This is a genomic window from Pseudomonas sp. GD04158 (genome assembly GCF_029834875.1).
GTDB lineage: Bacteria > Pseudomonadota > Gammaproteobacteria > Pseudomonadales > Pseudomonadaceae > Aquipseudomonas > Aquipseudomonas hydrolytica.
This window is the reverse complement of record NZ_JAODYT010000047.1, coordinates 14,020-37,212: the sequence shown is the minus strand read 5'-3', so window position 1 is coordinate 37,212 and position 23,193 is coordinate 14,020. Positions and strand designations below refer to the sequence as shown.

Here is a 23,193-nt window from a genome sequence, read left to right as displayed (position 1 = left end):
CCACGAGCTGACCCACCTCTACGACCGCGCCCGCCTGTGGCCGGCCGCCCAACGCAGGCAGATCGGCCAGTGTCGGCAGCGTGCCGGGTCCACCGGCCAGATCGGCCTGCCGGACGAATGCCGCGGTCAGACCGAACGCCGCTTCACCCTCAGCGACGACCCGCGCCTGCTCGATCTCGCCGGCTGGCCGCAACGGGTCGGCCGGCGTGGCGCGCGTGACCTGAGCAACGGCCAGGTGGCGCGCAGCCCGGATCATTACGAGCTGAGCAGCCCGCTGGAATTCGTCGCGGTCAACCTCGAGTACTTCCTGCTCGACCCCGCCTACGCCTGCCGCCGCCCCTCGCTGGCGCGCTACTTCCGCGAACATTTCGACTGGGCTCCGGCGAGCGAGCCCTGCGCGGACGGCCACGCCTACCTCAATGCCGGGCGCGACTTCGCCCGCCAGCCGCTGGAGCGCATCGACCCCGAGCGGGTCTACGAGGTCGACTACCTGCTGGCCGAGGCCAACGATGCCTGGATGAGCCGCTGGGGCCACAGCATGCTGCGCCTGGTGGTCTGCGCGCCGGGCCGGCCGCGCGGGCCCGACTGCCGTCTGGATCTCGACCAGCACCTGGTGCTGTCCTACCGCGCGTTCGTTGGCGATCTGCAGTTGTCGAGCTGGGACGGCCTGACCGGCGTCTACCCGTCACGCCTGTTCGTCCTGCCGCTGGAGCAGGTGATAGACGAATACACCAAGGTCGAGCTGCGCAGCCTGGCCTCGGTTCCCATCAGGCTGAGCCGCGACGAGCTGGAAGGCCTGGTCACCCGCGCCGTCGAACAGCACTGGAGCTATGACGGCGACTACTACTTCATCTCCAACAACTGCGCGGTGGAGACCCTCAAGCTGCTGCGCAGCGGCACCGCTCACCCCCAGCTGCAGGCGCTCGACAGCATCCTGCCCAACGGCCTGCTGGAGCTGCTGACCGCGCGCGGCCTGGCCGACACCTCGGTGCTGGACGACCCGCGCGAGGCCCTGCGCCTGGGCTACCGCTTCGATTCCTTTCGCGAACGCTATCAGGCGATGTTCGGTGTGCTGCGTGAGCGCCTGCCGATCCCGCAGGAGAATGTCGAAGCCTGGCTGGAACAGTCCGCGCAGGATCGCCGCCAGTGGTTCACCCAGGCCGACCTGCGCGCCAGCGCGGCTCTGCTGCTGCTCGAGCAGGCCGCCCTGCGCCGGCAACTGTTGCTGGCGCAGGATGAGCTCAAGCGCCGCTACCTGACCGGCCGCGCCGCCGGTGATCCCAGCCTGAACAAGGCCGGTGCGGCGCTGGAGCAGATCCTTGCCGGCAGCGGCTTTCTCAGCCGGCCGGCCGAGCTGCTCGAGGGCGGCTATGGGCTGCCGCAGCGAGCCGAATGGGAACGCCTGGAGGCCAGCAGCCGCGAGCGTCAGCAGCAGCTGCGGCAGCTCAGCGACGAGCTCGATGGCGAGGTGCGCAACCTGCTGCTGCCCGAGCGCCTGGCCGAGCTGGAAGCCAACGAGTCCAATCTGCTCGCCCTGGGCGAGCACCTGCGCGCGCTGCACAAGGCCGGCGGCGGGCTGGAACTGCCCTAGGTTAGCCAGTTCCAGTAGCCCGGATTGCATCCGGCTACGAGCCTGGCGAACGCCGGTGCGCACGGCGCACCCTACGACTCCTCGCGCTCCTGCGGCAGTTGCGGATCGACCGTCAGCCAGGGCAGCCGGCTGTCTACCCAGATATGCCGATTTGCGGGTGCCTGCTCCGGCTCGTCCAGGGTGGCCACGGTCACGTCCAGCGTATCCGGGCTGAGCTGCGTGAACAGCGCCAGGTGCGCGCCGCAGTCGCCACAGAAATAACGCGTGCAACTGGCTGACGAGGCGAACGCCCGTGGCGTGCCGCGCAGCCAATGGAACGCCTGACGCGGTACCGTGACCCAGGTGGTGAGGATGCCGCCGCTGCTGCACCGACAGATCGAACAATGGCAGTGGGCGATGTCCTGCAGTGGCGCCTCGATCCGATAGCGCAGTGCGCCGCACTGGCAGCCGCCTTCATGAGTCCCGTTCATTCCGCCTCCGCCTTGCATTGCCAAGCGCCGCTGACCAAGATAGCCGCTCACCACCACCGGGGGTTCCCGTGATCGATCTGCTGCTGGCCCTGTGGCCGCTGTTCGCCATGATAGTTGCCGGCTACTGGCTGCGTTTGCGCAACTTCCCCAGCGAGGCGTTCTGGCCCGGCGCCGAGCGCCTGAACTATTTCATCCTGTTCCCCGCCCTGCTGTTCTCCAGCCTGGCGCAGGCACCGTTGAGCAATCCGGCGCTGCCGCGCCTGGGCCTGGCCGTGCTGCTCGGCCTCGGCATCGCCTGGCTCGCCCTGCTTGTCGTGCGGCGCCTGCGCGGTTGGCCGGCCGGGCGCTTCGGCGCCTTCACCCAGGGCATTCTGCGCTTCAACACCTACCTCGGTCTGGCCGCGGTCGGCAGCCTGTTCGGCCAGGAAGGCCTGACGCTCGCCGCCCTGATGCTGGCCCTGATGGTGCCGACGGTGAACGTGCTGTCGGTCTGGTCGCTGACCGCCGAGCGCGGCGTCAGTGCACGCAGCCTGCTGCTGCCGATCATCAAGAACCCCTTGATCCTCGCCTGCCTCGGCGGCGCGCTGTTCAACCTGACCGGTATCGGCCTGCCCGGCGGCACCGACCGCCTGCTCAGCCTGCTCGCCGCGGCCAGCCTGCCGCTGGGTCTGCTCTGCGTCGGCGCGGCGCTCAAGCCCGAGCAACTGGGCGGGGAAATTCCCGCCCTGGGCTGGAACACGGCCCTGCGCCTGCTGGCCATGCCGCTGCTGGCCTGGGCCGTGGCCTGGGCGCTGGCACTGCCGGCCATGGAAAGCGCCGTGCTGGTACTGTTCTTCGCCCTGCCCACCGCGCCCACCGCCTATGTGCTGACCCGCCAATTGGGCGGCGACAGCCAGCTGATGGCCGGCATCATCACCCTGCAGACGCTGCTGGCGGCGGGAAGTCTGGTCGCGATCATGGGGCTGCTGGCCTGAGGCCGCTGCACGCCACGCAGCGCCCCGCCGCCGCTACTCCAGGTTGCTTTCGATCAACCGCTGATACTCGCCACGCGCCTTGAGCGCGGCAAGGCCGCGGTCGAAGCGGGCGATCAGCTCCGCGGCGCGCGGGTGCCGCCTGGAGACGATGAAATGCAGGGTGTTGTTGCCCAGCGTCGTCGTCTAGCGGTGAAACTGGCCGGCCTCGGCACCGATCGCGCGCAGAGCACTCTCGCCCAGGCCACGATCGGCGAGAAACAGATCGTCCCGCTGCAGCAACAAGAGTTGCGCGCACTCCTTGAGCCCGAGCGGCGAATGGCGCTGAAGCACCCCTGCCTCGATCAGTTCCTGGATCGCCTGGGGCGGCTGCCAACCGAGCGGGTAGCACAGGCGGCGTCCCGCCAGGCCCGGCAGATCGCCGATTTCGATGCGGTCCTCGGTGCGGCTGAACAAATGCTGCTCGGTGACGTACAGCGGCGCCGAGTAGAGAAAGTCCGCCTCGCGCTGTGGCGAGCGCACGTAGGGGAAGGTGCCGTCGTATTCGCCGCGTCTGGTCTTGAGGTAGCCTCGATTCCACGGCAGCCATTCCAGCGTGCTGCCCAGGCCCTGCTCGGCAAGCGCCGCGCGCACCACCTGCGTGAGCATGCCCTGCCCGGGCAGCGCCTTACCGGTGAATGGCGCATAGTCGTCCCCGTCACCAGCCGCAGGGCCTCGCCCTGCGCCGTCGCGCAGCACAGCAGGCTCAGCAGCAGTGCCGTCCAATGCCTCACCCTGTTTCTCCCATCTTCGGCGCTCGATTGCCTTCGTGTCATTGACTCTTGCCCTCCCTGGCGAGGCTGTCCAGCCCGCCAAGAAAAAAGGCGACCGTCCGACTCAGGATCTTGATACAGAACAATCGAATGACCAGGACGCCGACTATCCTTGCTGCAACACCAACGACGACGCCGGAACGATGAACGATACGCCAACAGACGAACGCCCCGACGTTCTGCCCTATCTGCAGCTGATGCATCAGCAAGGCGGCTCGGACCTGTTCTTCAGCGTCGGCGCGCCGCCGCACATGAAGGTCGAAGGTCATAGCCAAGCGGTTGGCCAGCGCGTGCTCAAGGCCGGCGAGGTGCAGCAACTGGCCTATCAGTTGATGAGCCAGAAGCAGATCGCCGAGTTCGAGCACGACCTGGAGATGAACCTCGCCGTCAGCCTGCAGGGTGCCGGGCGCTATCGGGTCAACGTCTATTACCAGCGCGGCGAAGTGGCCATGGTGGTGCGGCTGATCAAGAGCCAGATCCCCGACTTCGCGGCGCTCGGCCTGCCCAGGCTGCTGGAAAAGCTGTCGATGCAGGACCGTGGCCTGATCCTGGTCACCGGCGCCGCCGGCTCGGGCAAGTCCACCACCCTGGCGGCCATGCTGGATTTTCGCAACCGCCACAAGAGTGGGCATATCGTCTGCATCGAGGACCCCATCGAGTTCCTCCACAGCCACCAGCGCTCGATCATCGACCAGCGCGAGGTGGGTCTGGATACCCACAGCTTCGCCGACGCCCTGCGCAACGTGCTGCGCGAGGCACCGGACGTGATCATGCTCGGCGAGATCCGCGACGCCGCCACCATGCAGCACGCCCTGCACTATGCCGAGACCGGCCATCTGTGCCTGGCCACGCTGCATGCCACCAGCAGCAGCCATGCGGCCGAGCGCATCGCGCGCTTCTTTCCCGACGAGGCGCGCAAGCAGGTGCTGGCCGACCTGGCGCACAACCTGCTGGCGGTGATCGGTCAGCGCTTGGTGCCGGGCCTGGCGCAGAAGCGTGTGGCGGCGGTGGAGCTGATGCTCGGCACGCCCTATATCCGCGACCTGATCCAGCGCGACGAGCTCGAGCAGTTGCGCGAAGCCACCGCGCGCGCCGCCGAGCAGGGTCTGCAGACCTTCGATCAGCACCTGTTCGCCCTGCTCGAAGCCGGCCGCATCGGTCTGGCCGAGGCGCTCAAGTATGCCGACTCGCGCACCGACCTCAGCCTCAAGTTCAAGCTCGAGCGCGGCTTCGCGGCCGACGACGCCGAACTCAAGGTATTGCGCGACGGCTGACTGGCGCAAAGCCGATTTCCGGCCGATGCTAAGTACAGGTCGGATAAAACATTTCTCGCCGGCCGGCTGTGCTAGCTGCGCGCGCTCCGCACGGATCGCCAGCGGGCTCGCAAGGGGGAGCCGCCTATGCTGACCCTGCTCCATCTGCTGTCAGCCATCGCCCTGCTGGTGTGGGGCACCCATATCGTGCGTACCGGCATCCTGCGGGTGTACGGCTCGCACCTGCGCAAGGTCCTCAGCCACAACGTCGGCCGCCAGCCCCTGGCCTTTCTCGCCGGCATCGGCGTCACCGCGCTGGTGCAGAGCAGCAACGCCACCGCGCTGCTGGTCACCTCCTTCGTCGCCCAGGGCCTGATGGCACTGGCGCCAGGGCTGGCGATCATGCTCGGCGCCGATGTCGGCACCGCGCTGATGGCGCGGGTGCTGACCCTCAACCTGAGCTGGCTCAGCCCGCTGCTGATCTTTCTCGGGGTGATCTTCTTCCTCTCGCGGCGGCAGACCCGTGCCGGGCAGCTCGGTCGCGTGGCCATCGGCCTGGGCCTGATGCTGCTGGCGCTGGAGCTGATCGTCGCCGCCGCCACGCCGATCACCGAGGCGCGCGGCATCCGCGTGCTGTTCGCCTCGCTGACCGGTGACCTGCTGCTCGACGCCCTGGTCGGCGCGCTGTTCGCCCTGCTCACCTACTCCAGCCTGGCCGCCGTGCTGCTCACCGCGACCCTGGCCGGCGCCGGGCTGATCAGCCTGCCAGTGGCCATCGGTCTGGTGATCGGCGCCAACATCGGCAGCGGCCTGCTGGCCTTTCTCACCAGCAGCCTGCAGAACCCCGCCGGCCGTCGCGTGGCGCTGGGCAGCCTGATCTACAAGCTGATCGGCCTGCTGCTGGTGCTACCAGTGCTACAGCCGCTGGCCAACTGGCTGGACGGCCTGGACTGGCGCCCGGCCGAGCTGGTGATCTTCTTCCACCTGCTCTACAACGGCTTGCGCGCCCTGCTGATGCTGCCCACAGTGGGCTGGATGGCGCGCTTCTGCAACTGGCTGATGCCGGACCGCGCCGAGGACGGCGGCATCGCCCGGCCGCGCCATCTCGACCCGACGGCGCTGGCCACGCCAAGCCTGGCACTGGCCAATGCGGTGCGCGAAACCCTGCGCGTCGGCGACCTCATCGAGGCCATGCTCGGCCACCTGCTGCCGGTGCTGGAGCACAACCAGCCGGCGGCGAGCAAGGAGCTGCGCCTGCTCAATGACGACGTCGCCAGCCTGTGCCGGGCGGTCAAGCTGTACCTGGCGCAGATCCCGCGCGAGGCGATGAGCGAACACGAGAGCCGGCGCTGGGCCGAGGTGCTCGAGCTGGCGGTGAACCTGGAGCAGGCCGGCGAGCTGATCGAACGCATGCTCGGCAAGATCCAGAACGAGAAGACCGCGCAGCGCCGCGCCTTCTCCGACAAGGGGCTGGAGGAGCTGACCAGCCTGCACGGACAGCTGATGGCCAACCTGCGCCTGGGTCTGAACGTGTTCCTCAGCGCCGATCACGCCAGCGCCAGCCAGCTGTTGCGCGAGAAGCGCCGCTTCCGCGCCCAGGAGCGGCGCCTGGCCCATGCGCATATCGGCCGTCTGCAGCGTCAAGTCGTGCAGAGCATCGAGACCAGCTCGCTGCACCTGGAACTGATCGCCGACATGAAGCGCCTCAACTCGCTGTTCTGCTCCAGCGCCTACGTGGTGCTGGAGGGCCAGGAAACCGGCGCCCTGCAGCTGGACGGCGGCGAATAGTTCAGTCGGCGGTCGCGTTGCCGCGCGTTGCCGGCTCCACCCCGCGCCAGGCGTACCAGGCGAAGAACAGCGCCATCAGCAGATAGCCGTGGACGAAGTCCGGCGCCGCGTACCAGGCCAGCTTCGGTGCATGCATCAGGCCGACGAAGGCCATCGCCGCAGCCACCAGGGCGAAGGTGGTGGCCTGGCGGAACTGACGATCGATCACCGCCGCACACATGGCGCCCAGCAGGATGGCGCTGAACATGGCGCCCTGGCCGAGGGCGCCGATGGCCGTGGAGATGCCCTGCATCACCTCCGGCGCACCGCGATTGAAGCGGGTCATCAGGTAGTTGGCGAAGTACGGCAGCATGGCCAGTGCCACGGCCGGGTAGTAGCGCGCCTGGTTGCTGTTGAAGGCGGTGGCGATCATCGACATGCCGACGAATACCAGGATCGGCGCCACCACCGAAACCGGGATCAGCGCGGCGATGAAGGCGATCAGGCCGAACATGGTGGCGATGCCGTAGACCGCGCCGTTGAGCAGGCTGTAGCCGCGCCCGGCGCCCATCCATTTCGAGCCCACGGTGGCGATGTACACCGTGGTCGGGAACACGCCACCGAACAGCGCGCCGAGCAGGGTGCCGAAGCCGTCCACCGCCTGGCATTCACGCACGCTGTAGCTGTCACCGGCGGCGCTCATGGCCTCGACGTTGTTCATGGTCTCGATGGCGTTGTACAGGGTGATCGGCAGGATCACCGTCATCAGCGCCAGCATGGTGGTGAACAGCAGGCCCAGGCCTTCGTACCAGGCCAGGTTGGGCAGCAGCGGATAGAAACCCAGGTGGGTGAAGGCGTCGCTGAACTTGCCGCTGTCGGCGGCGCCGATCAGATAGGCCAGCGCCGTGCCGACGACGATAGCGAACAGCGAGGCCGGCAGGCGAAACGGCATGCTGATGCGCGCCACCAGGCCGACGATGGTGATGGCCAGCACCAGCAGGCCGATCATGGGGATTTCCAGGGTCTTGAACAGCATCTCGCCGGCAATGAAGGTCAGCGCCACGCCGGCTACCGCGCCGAGCATGGCCGGGCGCGGCAGGTGCTTCTGCACCCAGCCGCCGATCAGGCTGATGGCGGCCTCGATGGCGCCGCTGATCAGGCAGGCGGCCACGGCCACCTTCCACGCCAGTTCGGCATCGCCGGTAAGGTTCTTCGCCGGCAGCAGCACGCCGAACAGGAACACGAACATCACCGGCGTGCTGATGCCATAGGACAGCGCGGTGACGTCGGCGCGGTTCTCGCGGCGGGCCAGGCGCGCGGCGCTCCAGGCGTAGTAGAAGTTGCCGGCCATCACCGCCACCGCCGCACCGGGCAGCACCTGGCCGAACACGATCTCGGCGGGAAAGCCCATGCCCAGCATGCTGATGGCGATGATCACGAAGTTGGCGATGTTGTTCTGGAACAGGGCGAAGAAGGCGTCGGTGTCTTCCTTCTTGTACCAGGGGTAATGCACGCGCGGCGTCGACATGACTGGCTGGAGTCCTTGTTGTCCGATTGGTCAGGCCGGCGATTCTAGCAGGCTGCAGGGCAACAGCCTGGCGCTGCACCATAAACGAACAAGGCAGCCGAAGCTGCCTTGTTCACGGTCACGATGGGCCTTATGCGACCTGCGACCTCTGCCGACGGCGCTGCAACAGCACGATCAGGCCGAACAGCAGGAAGCCGGGGATCCACATCAGTTCCTTGACCCAGCGGTCGGTCGGCGCCTTGACGCTGAGGATCTGCTGATCGAACTCCAGACCCGCCTCGGCGGCCGGGCTGCCGAACGCCACGCTGTCCACCAGCACCTTGTCGCCTTCCTCCATCAGGGTCAGGCCGAGCTTGCTCAGACGCTCCTCGCCCGTGGCGCCGTCGGGGATCGGCAACAGCAGGGTGAAGGTGCGCGGATCGCCCAGGGCGTCCTCGCCACGCACGCGCAGGCGCAGCTGGCTGTCCTCGCTCACCTCACCGAGCGCCTGCGCCAGCTGCGCGGGCGGCACTTCCTGGTAGGGGTCGTGCAGCATGTCCATCCAGAACCCCGGACGGAACAGGGTGAAGGCCACCAGCAGCAGCAGGATGTTCTCGTACCAGCGGCTGCGCACCAGGAAGAAGCCCTGGGTACCCGCGGCGAAGATCAGCATGGCGATGGTCGCCACGATGAAGATCAGCACGCCGTGCCAGAAGTCCACGTTGATCAGCAGCAGGTCGGTGTTGAAGATGAACAGGAACGGCAGCGCGGCGGTACGCAGGCTGTAGTAGAAGGCCATAATCCCGGTCTTGATCGGGTCGCCCTTGGACACCGCCGCGGCGGCGAACGAGGCCAGCCCCACCGGCGGGGTGACGTCGGCCATGATGCCGAAGTAGAAGACGAACAGGTGCACCGCGATCAGCGGCACGATCAGGCCGTTCTGCTGACCCAGCGCCACCACCACCGGTGCCAGCAGGCTGGACACCACGATGTAGTTGGCGGTGGTCGGCAGGCCCATGCCGAGGATCAGGCTGAGGAAGGCGGTGAGCAGCAGCATCAGCAGCAGGTTGCCCATCGACAGCAGCTCGACCAGATCGGCCAGCACCAGGCCGACGCCGGTCTGCGACACCGCGCCGACGATGATGCCGGCCGCCGCGGTGGCGATACCGATGCCGATCATGTTGCGCGCACCGGCGATCAGGCCCTCGCGCAGATCGATCACGCCGTCCTTGAAGCTGCCGTGGTCATGGCTGCCGTCGGTGCGCAGCCAGCTCAGCAGCGGACGCTGGGTGAGCAGGATGAACACCAGCATCACGCTGCCCCAGAAGGCCGACAGCCCGGGCGACAGACGCTCGACCATCAGGCACCAGACCAGCACCACTACCGGCAGCAGGAAATGCAGGCCGGAGAGCAGCACCGGACGCGTCTGTGGCAGCTGGTCCAGCGGCGCGTTGGGGTCTTCCGGCGGCAGCGGCGGGTTGCTCGCGGCGATCTTCAGCAGGCCGACGTACACCGCCGCCAGCAGTGCGCCGATGACCCACATGGCGGCGTCGCCAAGGGCCGGCTTGAGCCAGCCGAGGCCGTAGTAGACGCCAAGCGACAGGCCGCTGATCAGCGCCGCGCCGAAGGCGAAGCCGGTCAGGCGGCGCAGCCAGGGCTTGGGCTGATGACCGCCAATAGGCTTGAGGCCGAGCTTCATCGACTCCAGGTGGACGATGTAGATCAGCGCGATATAGGAAATCAGCGCCGGCAGGAAGGCGTGCTTGATCACCTCGATGTAGGGGATGCCGACGTACTCGACCATGAGGAAGGCGGCGGCGCCCATCACCGGCGGCATGATCTGGCCGTTGACCGAGGAGGCCACCTCCACCGCGCCGGCCTTCTCCGACGAGAAGCCGGTGCGCTTCATCATCGGGATGGTGAAGGTGCCGGTGGTCACGGTGTTGGCGATCGACGAGCCGGAGATCAGCCCGGTCATGCCCGAGGCCACCACGGCGGCCTTGGCCGGGCCGCCGCGCAGGTGGCCGAGCAGGCTGAAGGCCAGCTGGATGAAATAGTGCCCGGCGCCGGCCCGCTCGAGCAGGGCGCCAAACAATACGAAGAGGAAGACGAAGCTGGTGGACACGCCGAGGGCGATGCCGAACACCCCTTCGGTGGTGATCCACTGGTGATTGGCCAGCGCATTCAGGCTCACCCCACGGTGCGCCAGCATGCCGGGCATCCAGGGGCCGGCCAGGCTGTAGACGAGAAACACCAGGGCGATCACTGCCAGAGCCGGGCCGAGCGCGCGGCGGGTGGCTTCCAGCAGCAGTGGGATGCCGATGCAGGCGGTGACCAGATCGGTGGTGGTCAGGCTGCCCGGGCGCATCGCCAGTTGCTGGTACATCACGAACAGGTAGGCCGAGCAGGCGGCGGCGATCAGGCCGAGGGCGATATCCAGCAGCGGCACGCGATCGCGCGGCGACTTCCTGAATGCCGGGTAGGCGAGGAAGGCCAGCAGCAGGGCGAAGGTCAGGTGGATGGCGCGGGTCTGGGTGTCGTTGAACACGCCGAAGCCGAACACGAAGGGCAGCGGCGAGGCGATCCACAGCTGGAACAGCGACCAGAGCAAGGCCAGGCCGGCGATCACCTGGGCCATGGCGCCGACGGGCGTGCGCGCGCCAACGTCCTGGGCGATCAGTTCCTCGGTGGAAAGTTGCTTGTCAGGCATGGATTGAAACCTGCATTGGAGAAATCAGCGAACAGCAAAGCCCGCGGCCTTGCGGCGCGCGGGCTGCTCAACTCAAGCGTAGTGCAAGGCGGCCGCGGCAGCGCCGCGGCCCTGCGGCTTACAGCCAGCCGCGCTCCTTGTAGTAGCGCTCGGCGCCTTCATGCAGGGGCGCAGTCAGGCCGACCTTGATCATTTCCTCTTCCTTCAGGTTGGCGAAGGCCGGGTGCAGACGCTTGAAGCGCTCGATGTTGTCGAACACCGACTTGACCAGCTGGTAGACCACTTCCGGGTCGGCCTTGGCCGAGGTGGAGAGCACGGCCTTGCCGCCGATCGACGGGGTCGGCTGGTCGTTGCCCTTGTACAGGCCACCGGGGATGTCGGCCTTGGTGTAGTAGCTCTTCTCGGCCAGCAGCTTGTCGATCTCGGCGCCGGTCACCGGTACCAGAACGGCGTCGGTGGTGGTGGTGGCTTCCTGGATCGCGCCATTGGGATGACCGACGAAGTAGGTCATGGCGTCGATGTTGTTGTCGCCCAGGGCGCTGGCCTGCTCGGCCGGCTTGAGCTCGGCGGCGAGGGCGAAGGCGGAACGGTCCCAGCCCTTGACGGCCATGATCTCTTCCAGGGTGTCGCGCTGACCCGAGCCCGGGTTGCCGACGTTGACGCGCTTGCCTTTGAGATCGTCGAAGCTGGCGATCTTGGCGTCACGACGGGCGAGGATGGTGAACACCTCGCTCTGCAGCGAGAACACCGCGCGGATGTCGCTCATCGCGCCTTCGGCCTCGAACGGAGCCGCGCCGTTGAGCGCCTTGTACTGGTGGTCCGACTGCATGATGCCGAAGTTGAACTCACCGCTGCGAATGCCGTTGACGTTGGCCACGCCGCCGCCGCTGGCAGGCGCGTTGCACTTGATGCCGTGTTCGGCCGAGCCGCGGTTGAGGAAGCGGCAGATGGACTGGCCGGCCACGTAGTAGACGCCGGTCTGGCCGCCGGTGCCAATGGTGACGAATTTGTCTTCGGCCTGTGCCATGCCACCGAGGGTAGTACCCGCGAGCGCGGCAGACAGAACCCATGCCAAGGATTTGCCTTTCATGGGATATCTCCTTTTTCTGTTGTTTTAGAGCGAGCGCGCCTTGTGAGCGACGTCCGGGTGGGAAGTCTAACCGCTCGCGCCGAATATGCGAGCACTGATGACCAAGCGGTCGTAACGCCTTGTGTGGAAGCCAGCGCTATCGCCGGCCCGTGCCATTGGGCAGAATCGGCGCATGCCCGCCCTCCATGACACCGCGCAGGCCTCGGTCAGCGCCAGCCTGACCCAGGCCATCCTGCATGCCGCCGGGCGCCTCGGCCTCGAACGCCAGGCGCTGCTGAGCGCCTGCGGCCTGGGCGAAAGCCAGTTGGCCGACCCCGATGCGCGCGTGCCCTTTACCGCTCAGGAGGCGCTGTGGTGCGCGCTCAGCGCACGCCTGCAGCATCCCGAGCCCGGTCTGCTGCTGGGCTGCAACCTGACACCGGGCCCGTTCAGCGTGCTCAACTACCTGCTGCAGAGCAGCGCCACCCTCGGCGATGCCCTGAATGCGGCGCAGCGCTATCAGCGCCTGGTCGGCGAAGGCGGCGAGCTGCGCGTCGAGCAACAGGACGACCGACTGACGCTGCTCTACAGCCCGCTGCACCCGCAGCACCCGGCCACGCGCATGCGGGTGCTGGCGATGATGGCCTGCTGGGTGCGGATGATGGCTCCGCTGCTAGACGACTTTCATCTGCTCGGCGTGCAGTTCCGCCACGCCGCACCGAGCGATCTCGCGCCGTACCGGAGCGTGTTCGCCTGCCCGCTACGCTTTGCCGCGGCCGACTACGCCATCGCCCTGCCCCGCGCCCTTGGCGACGCTCCGCTGATCCCGGCCAACCCGCCCCTGCAGCAGTTGCTGCGCCAGCATGCCGAAGCCCTGCTGGCCCGCCTGCCCAGCGCCAGCCTGAGTGCTCGGGTGATCGGCCTGCTCGGCGAACAGCTGGCCCATGGCGAGCCGGACCGCGCGCAGCTGGCCCGTGCCCTGCACCTGAGCGAACGCACCCTGCAAAGGCGTCTGGCCGAGGAGGGTTGCAGCTATCAGCAGCTGCTCGCCGACACCCGCCGCCAACTGGCCGAACGCTACCTGCGCGAGGGCCGCCTGCCGGCGGCGGAGATCGCCCTGCTGCTCGGCTATTCCGAACCCAGCGTGTTCTTTCGCGCCTTTCGCCAGTGGACCGGCCTGACCCCCGGCGAGTACCGCGCCCAACAAGCGAGTGATGCCTAACCATGACCCCTTTCGCCGATACACCCGAGCCGCCCTACTACGCGGTGATCTTCACCTCGACCCTCGGCGATGACAGCGAAGGCTACGCCGCCATGGCCAGCCGCATGGTCGAACTGGCGGCCGAGCAGCCGGGCTTTCTCGGCGCCGAATCGGCGCGCGAGGGGCTGGGTATCACGGTCTCCTACTGGCGCGACCTGGACGCCATCGCCGCCTGGAAGGCCAACGCCGAGCACCGCGAGGCCCAGCGCCTGGGCCGGGCGCGCTGGTACAGCGGGTTTCGCCTGCGCATCGCGCGGGTCGAACGCGACTACGGTCTGGACTGACACCGGTCAATATCCCTGCGCGGCATGCCCACTAGCATTGATGGCCAATAGCCACGCAGTGACGTTCCTCATGCCTCGCACCCACCTGCTGCTCAGCCTGCCGGATCCCGAGTCGTCTCAACGGGTCACTCAGTTGCTGCGTCTCCAGGCGCCGCGCTGCCGCATCGTCGACACCCTGGACGACTGCAGCCAGCGCGCCCTGTGCCACTGGCTGCAACCCTTGCCCGCCGACCGCCTGGGGCACGTGCAGGCCAGCCTGGACGAAGCCGTGCACGTGCTCGAACGCAGCCGCCACGCCTTCAAATCCGCCCAGCTGGCCGAGCTGCGCAAGCGCCTGAGCCTGCTGCTGGAAGAGTTGTCCGCCCCCGACAATTGCGGTAAAAGCTAGCCGCAGTAGGTTCCGCCACACGCGGAGACCGGCTTTGCCGGGCAGGACACAGGGCCTGCAAGACAGAGCGCCGCAGCTCGCCATCCACTCGGGATGGCGCGCCGCGGCGCTTTTTTTTGCGCCGAAGAAAAGCATGAGGCTGACATGGGCAACGAAGAAGAATTCCAAGAGCTGCTCCAACACATCGCACCGGACCCGCACGAGCTGAGCCAGCGCCAGCGCTTTCTCGACTGGAGCCAGATCGACAACGAACGCCTGGCCCGCCATGCCCCGCGCCTGGAACGCGCCAACCGGCAGTTCATCGACGCCCTCTACGAGCGTCTCGCCCAGTATCCCGCCCCGGCTGCCATCCTCGACGACCCGGCAACCACCGCACGCCTCAAGCACAGCCAGTGCGACTATTACCGGCGCCTGTGGCACAGCCCGCTGGACCAGGCCTACGTGCTCGAGCGCCTGCGCATTGGCTGGGTGCACCAGCATGTCGGCGTCGACCTGAAGTGGTACCTCGGCGCGTACCGCATGTACCTGGACGGGATGCTCGAGGCCCTGCTCGAACCATCGCCGGCGAGCGACTGCTTTGCCAGCCTGATCAAGAAGGTGTTCTTCGACATCGGCCTGGCCCTGGACAGCTACGGCGCGGCGCAGCGCAAAGCGCTGCAGGACAGCGAGGCGCGCTATGCGCGAGCCATGCGCGGGGCCAACGACGGCCTCTGGGAATGGCAGCTGGAGCAGGACCAGCTGTACCTCTCCGAGCGCTGGACCAGCATGCTCGGCCTTGACCGCGACAGCCTGGCGCCGACCAGCCGCAGCTGGTTCAGCCGCGTGCACGGCGACGACCTGCCCGGCCTGCGCCAGGCCATCGACAACCACCTGCGCGGCCTCAGCCCGACCCTGCACCACGAGTACCGCATTCGCCGCCGCGACGGCAGCTACCTGTGGGTGCTGGTGCGCGGCGTGGCGGAAACCTGCAGCGGCGGGGTGCGGCGCATCGCCGGCTCGCAGAGCGACATCAGCCAGCGCCGCGCCGCCCAGGAGCAGCTGCATCACGCCGCCCGCCACGATCCGCTCACCGGGCTGGCCAACCGCGCGCGTCTGGGCGAACTGCTGCAGCAGGCGCTGCAGCGCCAGCAGCGCCCCGGAGCCCGCGAAGCCGCGCTGCTGTTCATCGACCTCGATCGTTTCAAGCTGATCAACGACAGCCTCGGCCACCAGATCGGTGACAGCGTGCTGGTGGAGGTCGCCGAACGTCTCAGCCACTGCCTGCGTCCCGGCGACCATCTGGCCCGTTTCGGCGGCGACGAGTTCGTCGCCCTGCTCGACGACCTCGCCTGCATGGGCGACGCCGAGCGCGTGGCCCAGCGCATGCTCGACAGCCTGCACCCGCCCCTGCGCCTGCAGGAACAGACGCTCGCGGTCACCGCCAGCATCGGCATCGCCGCCCTGCAGGAGCGCGGCCATCCGCTCGACCCGCTGCAGGCCGCCGATCTGGCGCTGTATCGCGCCAAGAGCGCCGGCAAGGCGCAGTTCGCCCGCTACAGCAGCGAGCTGCAGCAACAGGCACAGCGCCAGCTGGAGCTGCAGAACGCGCTGGCCCAGGCCTGCAGCTGCGGCGAACTGCGTCTGGTGTATCAACCGATCTGCCGCCTTGACCAGGGCCAGCCGGTGCTGATGGGGGTCGAGGCGCTGCTGCGCTGGCAACACGACGGGCGCGAGATTTCGCCGCTGGAGTTCATCCCCTGCCTGGAGGAATCCGGGGAAATCCTTGCCGTCGGTGACTGGGTGCTGCGTCAGGCCTGCACCCAGGTGCGCGCCTGGCAGCTGGCCGGCCAGACGCAGCTGCGCTGCTCGGTCAATCTGTCCAGTCGCCAGCTGCAGCAGGGCGATTTCGCCGCACGGGTCGCCGACGTGCTGCGGGAAACCGGCCTGCCCGCGGCCAGCCTGGTGCTGGAGATCACCGAGAGCCAGCTGATGCAGGACAGCGCGCAGAACCTCGCCTGCCTGCGCGAGCTGGCCAGCCTCGGCGTGCAGCTGGCGCTGGACGACTTCGGCACGGGCTACTCCTCGCTCGGCTATCTCAAGCGCTTTCCGCTGCACATTATCAAGGTGGACAAGAGCTTCATCGCCGGCACGCCGCAGGACGCCGAGTCGCTGGCCATCAGCCGGGCGATCATCGGCCTCGGCCACAGCCTGGGCCTGACGGTGGTGGCCGAAGGCGTCGAGCAGCAGGCGCAGATCGACTTCCTCGGCCGCGAAGGCTGCCTTTACGCCCAGGGCTACTGGTTCAGTCGGCCACGCTCGCCCGACGATCTGCAACGCCTGTTCAGCGGCGAGGACTGCTTCGACGGGCTCTGGTGCCGCTTGGACGCGTTGCCGCAGGCGGTGCGCTAACGCATGGCATCCCCCAGCGGGGCCGGATCAGCGACATGTGAACATCCAGATCTCCAGTGCGGTCGATAAGCAGAACCATCCAACGCAACCGCCAGGCTTGCGCAGGTACCACCGAGGCCAGCGCGCACAGCCATCACAGTGCCTCTGCGCGCATCAGCCGCATCGATTATGACTATGCCCGTGCGCCGCGTGCTCAGCCTCGACCCGAGGGGTTAGAGTAGCCGGCCACGCAACGAGGAGACTCCCCATGAGCCGACTGGCCTCCATCAAGCTCTCCACCCTCGACCTGGCGCCGATTCGCGACGACGGCGACGCCGCGCAGGCCCTGCACAATTCGCTGGCGCTGGCCCGGCATGTGGAAAGCCTCGGCTTCGAACGCTTCTGGGTGGCCGAGCACCACAACATGGATGGCATCGCCAGCTCGGCCACCGCCGTGCTGATCGGCTACCTGGCCGCCGGCACCTCGAGCATCCGCCTCGGCGCCGGCGGGGTAATGCTGCCCAACCACGCACCGCTGGTGATCGCCGAGCAGTTCGGCACCCTGGCCACGCTCTACCCCGGGCGCATCGACCTCGGCCTGGGCCGCGCGCCCGGCGCCGACCAGTACACCGCTCATGCCCTGCGCCGCAGCCGCGACGGCAGCGCCGAGGATTTCCCCAATGACGTCGAGGAGCTGCAGGCCTACTTGGGCCCGCGCCAGGAAGGCCAGCGGGTGATCGCCATGCCCGGTGCCGGCAGCAACGTGCCGATCTGGCTGCTCGGCTCCAGCCTGTTCAGCGCTCAGCTGGCCGGGATCAAAGGGCTGCCCTACGCCTTCGCCTCACACTTCGCACCGCGCTACCTGCACGAGGCGATCCGCATCTACCGCAACCACTTCAAGCCTTCCGCGGTACTGGACAAGCCTTACGTGATGCTCGGCGTGCCGCTGCTGGCGGCCGACAGCGACGAGCAGGCGCACTACCTTGCCACCTCGTCGTTCCAGCGCATCCTCGCGCTGGTGCGCGGCCACAGCCTGGTGCAACGGGCGCCGGTGGCGAGCATGGAGGGTCTGTGGCTGCCGCACGAGCGCCAGGCCGTCAGCGAGTTTCTCGGCCTGGCCGCCATCGGCGGACCGCAGACCGTGCGCGCGCGTCTGGAACAGCTGCTGGAGCAGACCGAGGCGGACGAGCTGATCTTCACCTGCGACATGTACGACTTCGCCGACCGCCTGCACGCCTTCGACATCCTTGCCGAGCTGCAACGCGGCTGAGGTCGAACTTGCGCGCGCCAGCGCCCTCTCAATGCACAGGGCCGTCAGATCGGCGGCCTGGTTGATAACGGGAGAGCGAAATGAAAAAGACAGCATCGGCCCGCTGGCAAGGCGGCATCAAGGACGGCCAGGGCAGCATCTCCAGCCAGAGCGGCGTGCTCAACGACACCCCCTACGGTTTCAACACCCGCTTCACCGATCAGCCCGGCACCAACCCCGAGGAACTGATCGGCGCGGCCCATGCCGCCTGCTTCTCCATGGCCCTGTCCAAGGAGCTGGGTGATGCCGGGATGACCGCCGAGCGCATCGACACCAAGGCCGAAGTGACCCTGGACAAGGTGGATGGCGGTTTCGAAATCAGCGCCGTGCACCTGTCGCTGCGCGCGAAGATTCCTGGCGCCGAGCGCGCCGCCTTCGAAAAGGCGGTGGAAACCGCCAAGACCGGCTGCCCGGTATCCAAGGTGCTGAACGCCAAGATCACCCTGGAAGCGGTGCTGGACAGCTAAGACGCCGTATCGAGCGCGCCCTAGATTGCCGTGCCGCAGCGCATCACCTTGGCCCGCGCCAGCACGTTGCGCTGATCGTCGTAGAGCCAGCCCTGGGCGCTCATCGCCAGGGAGCGGGCCTCCACGCGGTAACGCTGGCCGGCCTGAAACTGGTCGTAACGCAGCCGCAGCTCGCAGGTCAGCTGCAGCGGTTCGCTGTTGATGCCCATGCCGCCGCCACGGTGGGCCTCGAACTGCAGGCGCACCAGCAATTCGCGGGCACCCGGGGCAACCTGAAAGTAGCGGCCGTCGGGCCAGCGCTTGCGGTCCACACGGTCGGCCATCAACAGCTCGCCGGCCGGCGCGTACAGATCGATCCAGGCCTGCCGCGGATCGGGTTGCGGCAGGGGCGAGGCGCAGGCGCCGAGCAGCAGCAAGGCGGCAAGAAGCAGGGCACGCATGGCGATCTCCAGGCGGTGACGTGAGTCTCTAGACTACCTCTATCCGGGGCTGGAGGCAGCCGCGGCGATCAGGTAGCGTGGCGCCATGCTCAGCTCCCTGCCCTCCTCTCTCCTACACCGTCTGGCGCTCGTCCTGCTCGGCCTGGCCTCAAGCGGCTGCTCGACGCTGGATTACTATGCCCATCTCGGCCAGGGCCAGTGGCAGCTGCTCAGGGCGCGGCAGCCGGTCGAACGCCTGATCGCCGACCCCGCCACCGATCCGCAACTGGCCAGGCGCCTGGCCCTGGCCGGGCAGGCCCGCGAGTTCGCCAGCGCCAGCCTGCATCTGCCGAACAACCGCAGCTATCGCCTGTACGCCGATATCGGCCGGCCGTTCGTGGTGTGGAACGTCTTCGCCACCCCGGAGTTTTCCCTCGAGCCCGAGCTGCACTGCTTTCCCATCGCCGGCTGCGTCGCCTACCGCGGCTATTACCAGCAGGGCCGTGCCCGTGGCGCCGCCGCGCTGCTGCGCCAGCGCGGGCTGGATACCCACATCGGCGGCGTGGAGGCCTATTCCACCCTGGGCTGGTTCGACGACCCGCTGCTCAACACCATGCTGCGCTGGAGCGACGAGCGCCTGGTGGCGGTGATCATCCACGAGCTGGCGCACCAGCAGTACTACCTGCCGGGCGATACCGCCTTCAACGAATCCTTCGCCACCTTCGTCGAGCGCGAGGGGCTGCGTCAGTGGCACGCCGCACGCGGCGAAACGGCTACCGCCAGTGATGACCGCCAGCGCCAGCAGTTCGTCGAGCTGGTGCTGGCCAGCCGCGAGCGCCTGAGCCGGCTCTATGCCAGCGACCTGCCGCCGCGCGAGATGCGCGCGGCCAAGCAGGCCGAGTTCGAGCGCCTGCGCCAGGATTATCGCGCCCTGCGCCAGCGCGAATGGGGCGGCCAGGGCCGCTATGACGCCTGGATCGAAAGCCCGCTGAACAATGCCAAACTGCTGCCCTTCGGCCTCTACGACCAGTGGGTGCCAGCCTTCGCCACCCTGTTCGCGCGCAGCGGGCAGGACTGGCCGCGCTTCTACGAGGCCGTCGCCGCCCTGGGTCGGCTGCCGGAGGCAGATCGTCGGGCCGCATTGGCCAGCCTCATGCAAAACGACTAGAACTGCTTGGCCAATTGCCAGTCCTACCTATTCAGGTTTCGCCCAACACCGGAGGTACAAGCGATGCAACGACTGATTCCCACCCTGGCCCTGATGCTCCTCGCCGGCGGTGCGCTGGCCGCACCCAAACCCTGCGAAGAGCTCAAGGATGAAATCGAAGTGAAGATCCAGGCCAACAACGTGCGCAGCTACACACTGGAAATCGTGCCCAACGACGAAGTACAGGACCAGAGCATGGTGGTCGGCAGCTGCGATGGCGGCAGCAAGAAGATCATCTACCAACGCAACGGCTAATACGCCACTTCCCTGTAGGAGCGGGCCTGTTCGCGAAGCTTTCGCCTGGCGACATACGCGAGCACGGCTCGCTCCTACAGCCCCTAGCGGATGAATGCCCGGTGCATCTCTTCCAGCGTCTCGAAATGAAAGGCCGGCGCCTCGCCGAGTAGCTCCTCGCGGCTACCGAAGCCATAGCCAACCGCCACCGCCTGCAAGCCGTTCTGGCGAGCCCCGATCAGGTCGTGCTTGCGATCGCCGATCATCAATGCCGATTCCGGCGCCAGCCGCTCGCACTCCAGCAGATGCGCCAGCAGCTCCACCTTGTTGGTGCGGGTGCCGTCCAGCTCGCTGCCGTAGATGCGCTTGAAGTAGCGGTCGAAACCGAAATGCCGGGCGATTTCCTCGGCGAACACCGTCGGTTTGCTGGTGGCGATGTACAGGGTGCGCCCCTGCGCCACCAACCCCTGCAGCAGGGCATCGACCCCATCGAACAGGCGGTTCTCGTACAACCCGGTGACCTTGAAGCGCTCGCGGTAATGGTTCACCGCCTGCCAGCCGGTGGCTTCGTCCAGCGCGTAAGTAGCCATGAAGCACTGCAACAGGGGCGGGCCGATGAAGTGTTCCAGCGCCGTCAGATCCGGCTCGTCGATGCCCAGCTTGGCCAGCGCGTACTGCACCGAGCGGGTGATGCCCTCGCGCGGATCGGTGAGGGTGCCGTCGAGATCGAAGAGGATGGACGCGTGATGCATGACAAAGCCTGTTAGCCAGCGGAACGACGGGGAAGGATACGCCCCTTCACGCCATCCTTCACCCTCGCACGGCCTGCGTCTGATAGCCCCAACGCAAACCGAGGCGGCTGAACGGCCAGAGCAGCGCCAGTTGCAGCGCCCCAATTGCCAGCAGCAGGAAGATCTCGCCGACGCCGCCGACCAGCACCAGCGCCACCAGGACAATTGCGCCGAGCAGCGCACTGGCTATCCACAGCGCCAGCGTGATCAGCACCGCCAGCGCCAGGCGACCGCCTCTGAAACCGCGCACCTGCTGCGGCAACGCCGAGCGTGCGGCGAAGAACGCCACCAGTGCGACGACCACTGCCTGCGCCAGGTTGATCGCTCCTTCCCAGCCCTCCAGCGCATAGCCAGCGCCCATCCCGCTCCACAAGCGCGTGGCCAGCCCCGCCAGTTGCAGGTACGCCACCGCCAGGGCCAGGGCGAAACAGCAGGCCAGCTTCACCGCCGAAACCTGTATTGCGCCGTCGGCCACCTCGGCCTTGTCGCGCAACAGATGCAAAAGCAGCCAGAGCGGCAGCAACACCTGCAGGCAGAAGCCCAGCAAACCGAACAGCCACATGCCCAGATTAACCAGCCAGTACCTGTCGTAGAAACCCACCTGATCGTAGATCCATATGTAGAGGAGGCCGGACACATGACCGATCGCCCAGCCCAACAGCAGGTAGGTCAGGCCATAGCTGGCCAGCAAGCCAGCCGGCTGGCGATAGCCCTCCAGACCATGACGCTCCAGATAGGCCTGCGCCAGCCAATAGGCACCCAGCCCGGCCATCAGCAGATGGGTGACCCAGTAGACCGCCGCATAGCGCAACCAGGCACCGGAGTCGTTCAGGCCAACGTTGACCAACCCGCCGATCAGCGAAACCAGAACACCGATCAGGCCCGCCGCCAGAACCACGCCAGCCAATTGCAAAGGCAGGGCAGACGGTTGGCGCAAGGCAGCGCTAGGCGCGGGTTGTTCGGGGGCGAATGGGTTGGGCTGGGTCATGGGAAATCCTTGTCGTGGGCGATGTCCTGCGCAAGGGGCGAGCTTAACCATCGCAGGGGCCGGTTAGAAGCGACTCGGTCCGATCCCGAGCTATCCGTCAAATGGAAGGCGAGTTGGCCAGCGCACCGAAGAAGGCGGCTTGCGCAAAATCCTCACGATCGTGCGGATTGCCGCCGCGTGAGATGGCCCAGGAGCAGAAATCCTCAGGCTCGTGAGGATTCTCAGGCCAGGCTTCGAAACATCACATAACAATCCACCAACCCATGGCGGGCATGGCGGTAGGCCTTGGGCAGGGTGCCGACGATCTCGAAGCCGTGCTTCTGCCATAGCGCCACGGCGACCGTGTTGGTGGCCACCACGCTGTTGAACTGCATGGCGCTGAAGCCCAGCTCGCGCGCCACCTGCAGCGAATGGGCGCAGAGCCGGCTGGCGATGCCGCGGCCACGGGCGGCCGGGGCGGTCATATAGCCGCAGTTGCAGACGTGATCGCCGGGGCCGGCGGCGTTGGCCTTGATGTAGTAGGTGCCGAGAATCTGCCCAGCCTCTGCGGCAACGAAGGTGGCGCGCGGCAGTTCGACCCAGATCTTCCAGGCCGCGTCGCGATCCATGTCGGGGTCGAAGGCGTAGGTTTCCTGCGCCTGCACCACGTCACGGATGATCGTCCAGACCTGATCGAAATCGGCGGAGGTGATGGGGCGGATATCGATCAACCGTCATACCCCTCGACCAGGTGCAGATCCTTCAGCCGCACGTAGTTGGCCGCGCTGTAGGCGAAGTAGCTGCGCTCCTGCTCGGTCAGCGCGCGTGCCTGCTTCACCGGGCTGCCGACGTACAGGTAGCCGCTTTCCAGGCGCTTGCCCGGCGGCACCAGGGAGCCGGCGCCGATCACCACCTCGTCCTCGACCACCGCGCCATCCATGACGATGCTGCCCATGCCGACCAGGATGCGGTTGCCCAGGGTGCAGCCATGCAGGGTGACGTTATGGCCGATGGTGACCTCGTCGCCGATGATCAACGGATAGCCGGCCGGGTTGAACGGCCCGGCGTGGGTGATGTGCAGCACGCTGCCGTCCTGCACGCTGCTGCGCGCGCCGATGCGGATGCTGTGCATGTCCCCGCGCACCACCGCCATCGGCCACACCGAGCTGTCGGCGCCGATTTCCACGTCGCCCAGCACCACCGCGCTGGCGTCGACAAAGACTCGTTCACCGAGCTGCGGGGTGTATTGCTGGAAACTGCGAATCGCCACGATAGAAATCTCCAAGGCTGCGGGAAGGCTTGATTCTAATTAAGATGAGCCCCATGTCGGTTGTCATCTCCCCGGGAAT

The 23,193-nt window shown here is 67.4% G+C and carries 22 protein-coding genes; 12 read left to right on the top strand and 10 right to left on the bottom strand.

Annotated features, from left to right (window positions below; translation table 11 throughout):
* Window positions 1-1,591: DUF4105 domain-containing protein (locus N7333_RS17015; RefSeq protein WP_279859131.1), on the top strand; the 1,591-nt coding region annotated here is incomplete at its 5' end.
* Window positions 1,592-1,662: 71 nt separating this feature from the next.
* On the opposite strand, the gene N7333_RS17010 is transcribed toward N7333_RS17015, so the two are convergent.
* Entirely contained in the window at window positions 1,663-2,061 is a 399-nt protein-coding gene (locus N7333_RS17010; RefSeq protein ID WP_129483772.1) for a GFA family protein, read from the bottom strand.
* A gap of 107 nt (window positions 2,062-2,168) precedes the next feature.
* On the opposite strand from N7333_RS17010, the gene N7333_RS17005 reads away from it, so the two are divergent.
* On the top strand, window positions 2,169-3,035 hold the full coding sequence (locus tag N7333_RS17005) for an AEC family transporter (protein ID WP_252576799.1): 867 nt from the start codon (window positions 2,169-2,171) through the stop codon (window positions 3,033-3,035).
* Window positions 3,036-3,218: 183 nt separating this feature from the next.
* On the opposite strand, the gene N7333_RS17000 is transcribed toward N7333_RS17005, so the two are convergent.
* Window positions 3,219-3,680: a hypothetical protein gene (locus N7333_RS17000; RefSeq protein WP_279859130.1), complete on the bottom strand. Its 462-nt coding sequence runs from the start codon at window positions 3,678-3,680 to the stop codon at window positions 3,219-3,221.
* Between the two features lie 307 nt (window positions 3,681-3,987).
* On the opposite strand from N7333_RS17000, the gene N7333_RS16995 reads away from it, so the two are divergent.
* The gene (locus tag N7333_RS16995; protein WP_129483774.1) at window positions 3,988-5,118 is read left to right on the top strand and encodes a PilT/PilU family type 4a pilus ATPase; all 1,131 of its coding nucleotides are present in this window, start codon (window positions 3,988-3,990) and stop codon (window positions 5,116-5,118) included.
* Between the two features lie 126 nt (window positions 5,119-5,244).
* Window positions 5,245-6,885 (top strand): Na/Pi cotransporter family protein, encoded by a 1,641-nt coding sequence (locus N7333_RS16990; RefSeq protein ID WP_096825205.1) that lies wholly within the window; start codon window positions 5,245-5,247, stop codon window positions 6,883-6,885.
* A 1-nt stretch (window position 6,886) separates the two neighbouring features.
* On the opposite strand, the gene N7333_RS16985 is transcribed toward N7333_RS16990, so the two are convergent.
* From N7333_RS16985 to N7333_RS16975, 3 genes are all read right to left on the bottom strand, one after another.
* On the bottom strand, window positions 6,887-8,392 hold the full coding sequence (locus N7333_RS16985; RefSeq protein ID WP_003241103.1) for a hypothetical protein: 1,506 nt from the start codon (window positions 8,390-8,392) through the stop codon (window positions 6,887-6,889).
* Between the two features lie 130 nt (window positions 8,393-8,522).
* Window positions 8,523-11,081 (bottom strand): TRAP transporter permease, encoded by a 2,559-nt coding sequence (locus N7333_RS16980; protein ID WP_129483775.1) that lies wholly within the window; start codon window positions 11,079-11,081, stop codon window positions 8,523-8,525.
* A gap of 118 nt (window positions 11,082-11,199) precedes the next feature.
* The gene (locus N7333_RS16975; RefSeq protein WP_003241105.1) at window positions 11,200-12,171 is read right to left on the bottom strand and encodes a TAXI family TRAP transporter solute-binding subunit; all 972 of its coding nucleotides are present in this window, start codon (window positions 12,169-12,171) and stop codon (window positions 11,200-11,202) included.
* Between the two features lie 172 nt (window positions 12,172-12,343).
* On the opposite strand from N7333_RS16975, the gene N7333_RS16970 reads away from it, so the two are divergent.
* The 6 genes from N7333_RS16970 (at window position 12,344) to N7333_RS16945 (ending at window position 18,226) form a co-directional block, all read left to right on the top strand.
* A complete protein-coding gene (locus N7333_RS16970; protein WP_129483776.1) occupies window positions 12,344-13,372 on the top strand; it encodes an AraC family transcriptional regulator in 1,029 nt (342 codons plus the stop codon).
* A 2-nt stretch (window positions 13,373-13,374) separates the two neighbouring features.
* Window positions 13,375-13,695, top strand: a complete 321-nt coding sequence (locus N7333_RS16965) for an antibiotic biosynthesis monooxygenase (RefSeq protein WP_012020196.1) — start codon at window positions 13,375-13,377, stop codon at window positions 13,693-13,695.
* Between the two features lie 70 nt (window positions 13,696-13,765).
* A complete protein-coding gene (locus N7333_RS16960; RefSeq protein WP_096825200.1) occupies window positions 13,766-14,083 on the top strand; it encodes a hypothetical protein in 318 nt (105 codons plus the stop codon).
* Window positions 14,084-14,227: 144 nt separating this feature from the next.
* Complete coding sequence (locus tag N7333_RS16955) at window positions 14,228-16,471, top strand: EAL domain-containing protein (RefSeq protein ID WP_129483777.1); 2,244 nt, start codon at window positions 14,228-14,230, stop codon at window positions 16,469-16,471.
* Window positions 16,472-16,718: 247 nt separating this feature from the next.
* Window positions 16,719-17,720: an LLM class flavin-dependent oxidoreductase gene (locus N7333_RS16950; protein ID WP_129483778.1), complete on the top strand. Its 1,002-nt coding sequence runs from the start codon at window positions 16,719-16,721 to the stop codon at window positions 17,718-17,720.
* Window positions 17,721-17,800: 80 nt separating this feature from the next.
* Window positions 17,801-18,226 carry an OsmC family protein gene (locus N7333_RS16945; RefSeq protein WP_096825197.1) on the top strand — a complete coding sequence of 142 codons (426 nt, stop codon included), beginning with the start codon at window positions 17,801-17,803 and terminating at the stop codon, window positions 18,224-18,226.
* Between the two features lie 20 nt (window positions 18,227-18,246).
* Here the strand turns inward: N7333_RS16945 and N7333_RS16940 are convergent, their stop codons facing one another.
* Complete coding sequence (locus N7333_RS16940; protein WP_129483779.1) at window positions 18,247-18,666, bottom strand: hypothetical protein; 420 nt, start codon at window positions 18,664-18,666, stop codon at window positions 18,247-18,249.
* 85 nt (window positions 18,667-18,751) lie between these two features.
* Between N7333_RS16940 and N7333_RS16935 the strand changes: the two genes are divergently transcribed.
* Together N7333_RS16935 and N7333_RS16930 are read left to right on the top strand one after the other, a co-directional pair.
* The gene (locus N7333_RS16935; protein ID WP_129483780.1) at window positions 18,752-19,813 is read left to right on the top strand and encodes an aminopeptidase; all 1,062 of its coding nucleotides are present in this window, start codon (window positions 18,752-18,754) and stop codon (window positions 19,811-19,813) included.
* 63 nt (window positions 19,814-19,876) lie between these two features.
* Window positions 19,877-20,107 (top strand): DUF1161 domain-containing protein, encoded by a 231-nt coding sequence (locus tag N7333_RS16930; protein WP_012020203.1) that lies wholly within the window; start codon window positions 19,877-19,879, stop codon window positions 20,105-20,107.
* Between the two features lie 83 nt (window positions 20,108-20,190).
* On the opposite strand, the gene N7333_RS16925 is transcribed toward N7333_RS16930, so the two are convergent.
* The 4 genes from N7333_RS16925 to N7333_RS16910 all read right to left on the bottom strand — a co-directional run bounded on the left by N7333_RS16925 (window position 20,191) and on the right by N7333_RS16910 (window position 23,114).
* Window positions 20,191-20,838 (bottom strand): HAD family hydrolase, encoded by a 648-nt coding sequence (locus N7333_RS16925; RefSeq protein ID WP_003241119.1) that lies wholly within the window; start codon window positions 20,836-20,838, stop codon window positions 20,191-20,193.
* 58 nt (window positions 20,839-20,896) lie between these two features.
* A complete protein-coding gene (locus N7333_RS16920; RefSeq protein ID WP_129483781.1) occupies window positions 20,897-21,865 on the bottom strand; it encodes a hypothetical protein in 969 nt (322 codons plus the stop codon).
* Window positions 21,866-22,086: 221 nt separating this feature from the next.
* Window positions 22,087-22,575, bottom strand: coding sequence for a GNAT family N-acetyltransferase (locus N7333_RS16915; RefSeq protein ID WP_129483782.1), 489 nt, complete (start codon window positions 22,573-22,575; stop codon window positions 22,087-22,089).
* A complete protein-coding gene (locus N7333_RS16910; RefSeq protein WP_003241125.1) occupies window positions 22,572-23,114 on the bottom strand; it encodes a gamma carbonic anhydrase family protein in 543 nt (180 codons plus the stop codon). Before N7333_RS16910 ends, N7333_RS16915 begins: the two co-directional genes overlap by 4 nt.
* Window positions 23,115-23,193 lie beyond the last annotated feature (79 nt).

Coding starts and splice junctions, on each gene's coding strand:
- N7333_RS16925 (WP_003241119.1), bottom strand. CDS start 20,838: ATGCATCACGCGTCCATCCTCTTCGATCTCGACGGCACCCTCACCGAT.
- N7333_RS16940 (WP_129483779.1), bottom strand. CDS start 18,666: ATGCGTGCCCTGCTTCTTGCCGCCTTGCTGCTGCTCGGCGCCTGCGCC.
- N7333_RS16950 (WP_129483778.1), top strand. CDS start 16,719: ATGAGCCGACTGGCCTCCATCAAGCTCTCCACCCTCGACCTGGCGCCG.
- N7333_RS16980 (WP_129483775.1), bottom strand. CDS start 11,081: ATGCCTGACAAGCAACTTTCCACCGAGGAACTGATCGCCCAGGACGTT.
- N7333_RS17000 (WP_279859130.1), bottom strand. CDS start 3,680: ATGCTCACGCAGGTGGTGCGCGCGGCGCTTGCCGAGCAGGGCCTGGGC.
- N7333_RS16920 (WP_129483781.1), bottom strand. CDS start 21,865: ATGACCCAGCCCAACCCATTCGCCCCCGAACAACCCGCGCCTAGCGCT.
- N7333_RS17005 (WP_252576799.1), top strand. CDS start 2,169: ATGATAGTTGCCGGCTACTGGCTGCGTTTGCGCAACTTCCCCAGCGAG.
- N7333_RS16975 (WP_003241105.1), bottom strand. CDS start 12,171: ATGAAAGGCAAATCCTTGGCATGGGTTCTGTCTGCCGCGCTCGCGGGT.
- N7333_RS16965 (WP_012020196.1), top strand. CDS start 13,375: ATGACCCCTTTCGCCGATACACCCGAGCCGCCCTACTACGCGGTGATC.
- N7333_RS16995 (WP_129483774.1), top strand. CDS start 3,988: ATGAACGATACGCCAACAGACGAACGCCCCGACGTTCTGCCCTATCTG.
- N7333_RS16955 (WP_129483777.1), top strand. CDS start 14,228: ATGGGCAACGAAGAAGAATTCCAAGAGCTGCTCCAACACATCGCACCG.
- N7333_RS16935 (WP_129483780.1), top strand. CDS start 18,752: ATGCTCAGCTCCCTGCCCTCCTCTCTCCTACACCGTCTGGCGCTCGTC.
- N7333_RS17010 (WP_129483772.1), bottom strand. CDS start 2,061: ATGAACGGGACTCATGAAGGCGGCTGCCAGTGCGGCGCACTGCGCTAT.
- N7333_RS16930 (WP_012020203.1), top strand. CDS start 19,877: ATGCAACGACTGATTCCCACCCTGGCCCTGATGCTCCTCGCCGGCGGT.
- N7333_RS16990 (WP_096825205.1), top strand. CDS start 5,245: ATGCTGACCCTGCTCCATCTGCTGTCAGCCATCGCCCTGCTGGTGTGG.
- N7333_RS16945 (WP_096825197.1), top strand. CDS start 17,801: ATGAAAAAGACAGCATCGGCCCGCTGGCAAGGCGGCATCAAGGACGGC.
- N7333_RS16970 (WP_129483776.1), top strand. CDS start 12,344: ATGCCCGCCCTCCATGACACCGCGCAGGCCTCGGTCAGCGCCAGCCTG.
- N7333_RS16960 (WP_096825200.1), top strand. CDS start 13,766: ATGCCTCGCACCCACCTGCTGCTCAGCCTGCCGGATCCCGAGTCGTCT.
- N7333_RS16985 (WP_003241103.1), bottom strand. CDS start 8,392: ATGTCGACGCCGCGCGTGCATTACCCCTGGTACAAGAAGGAAGACACC.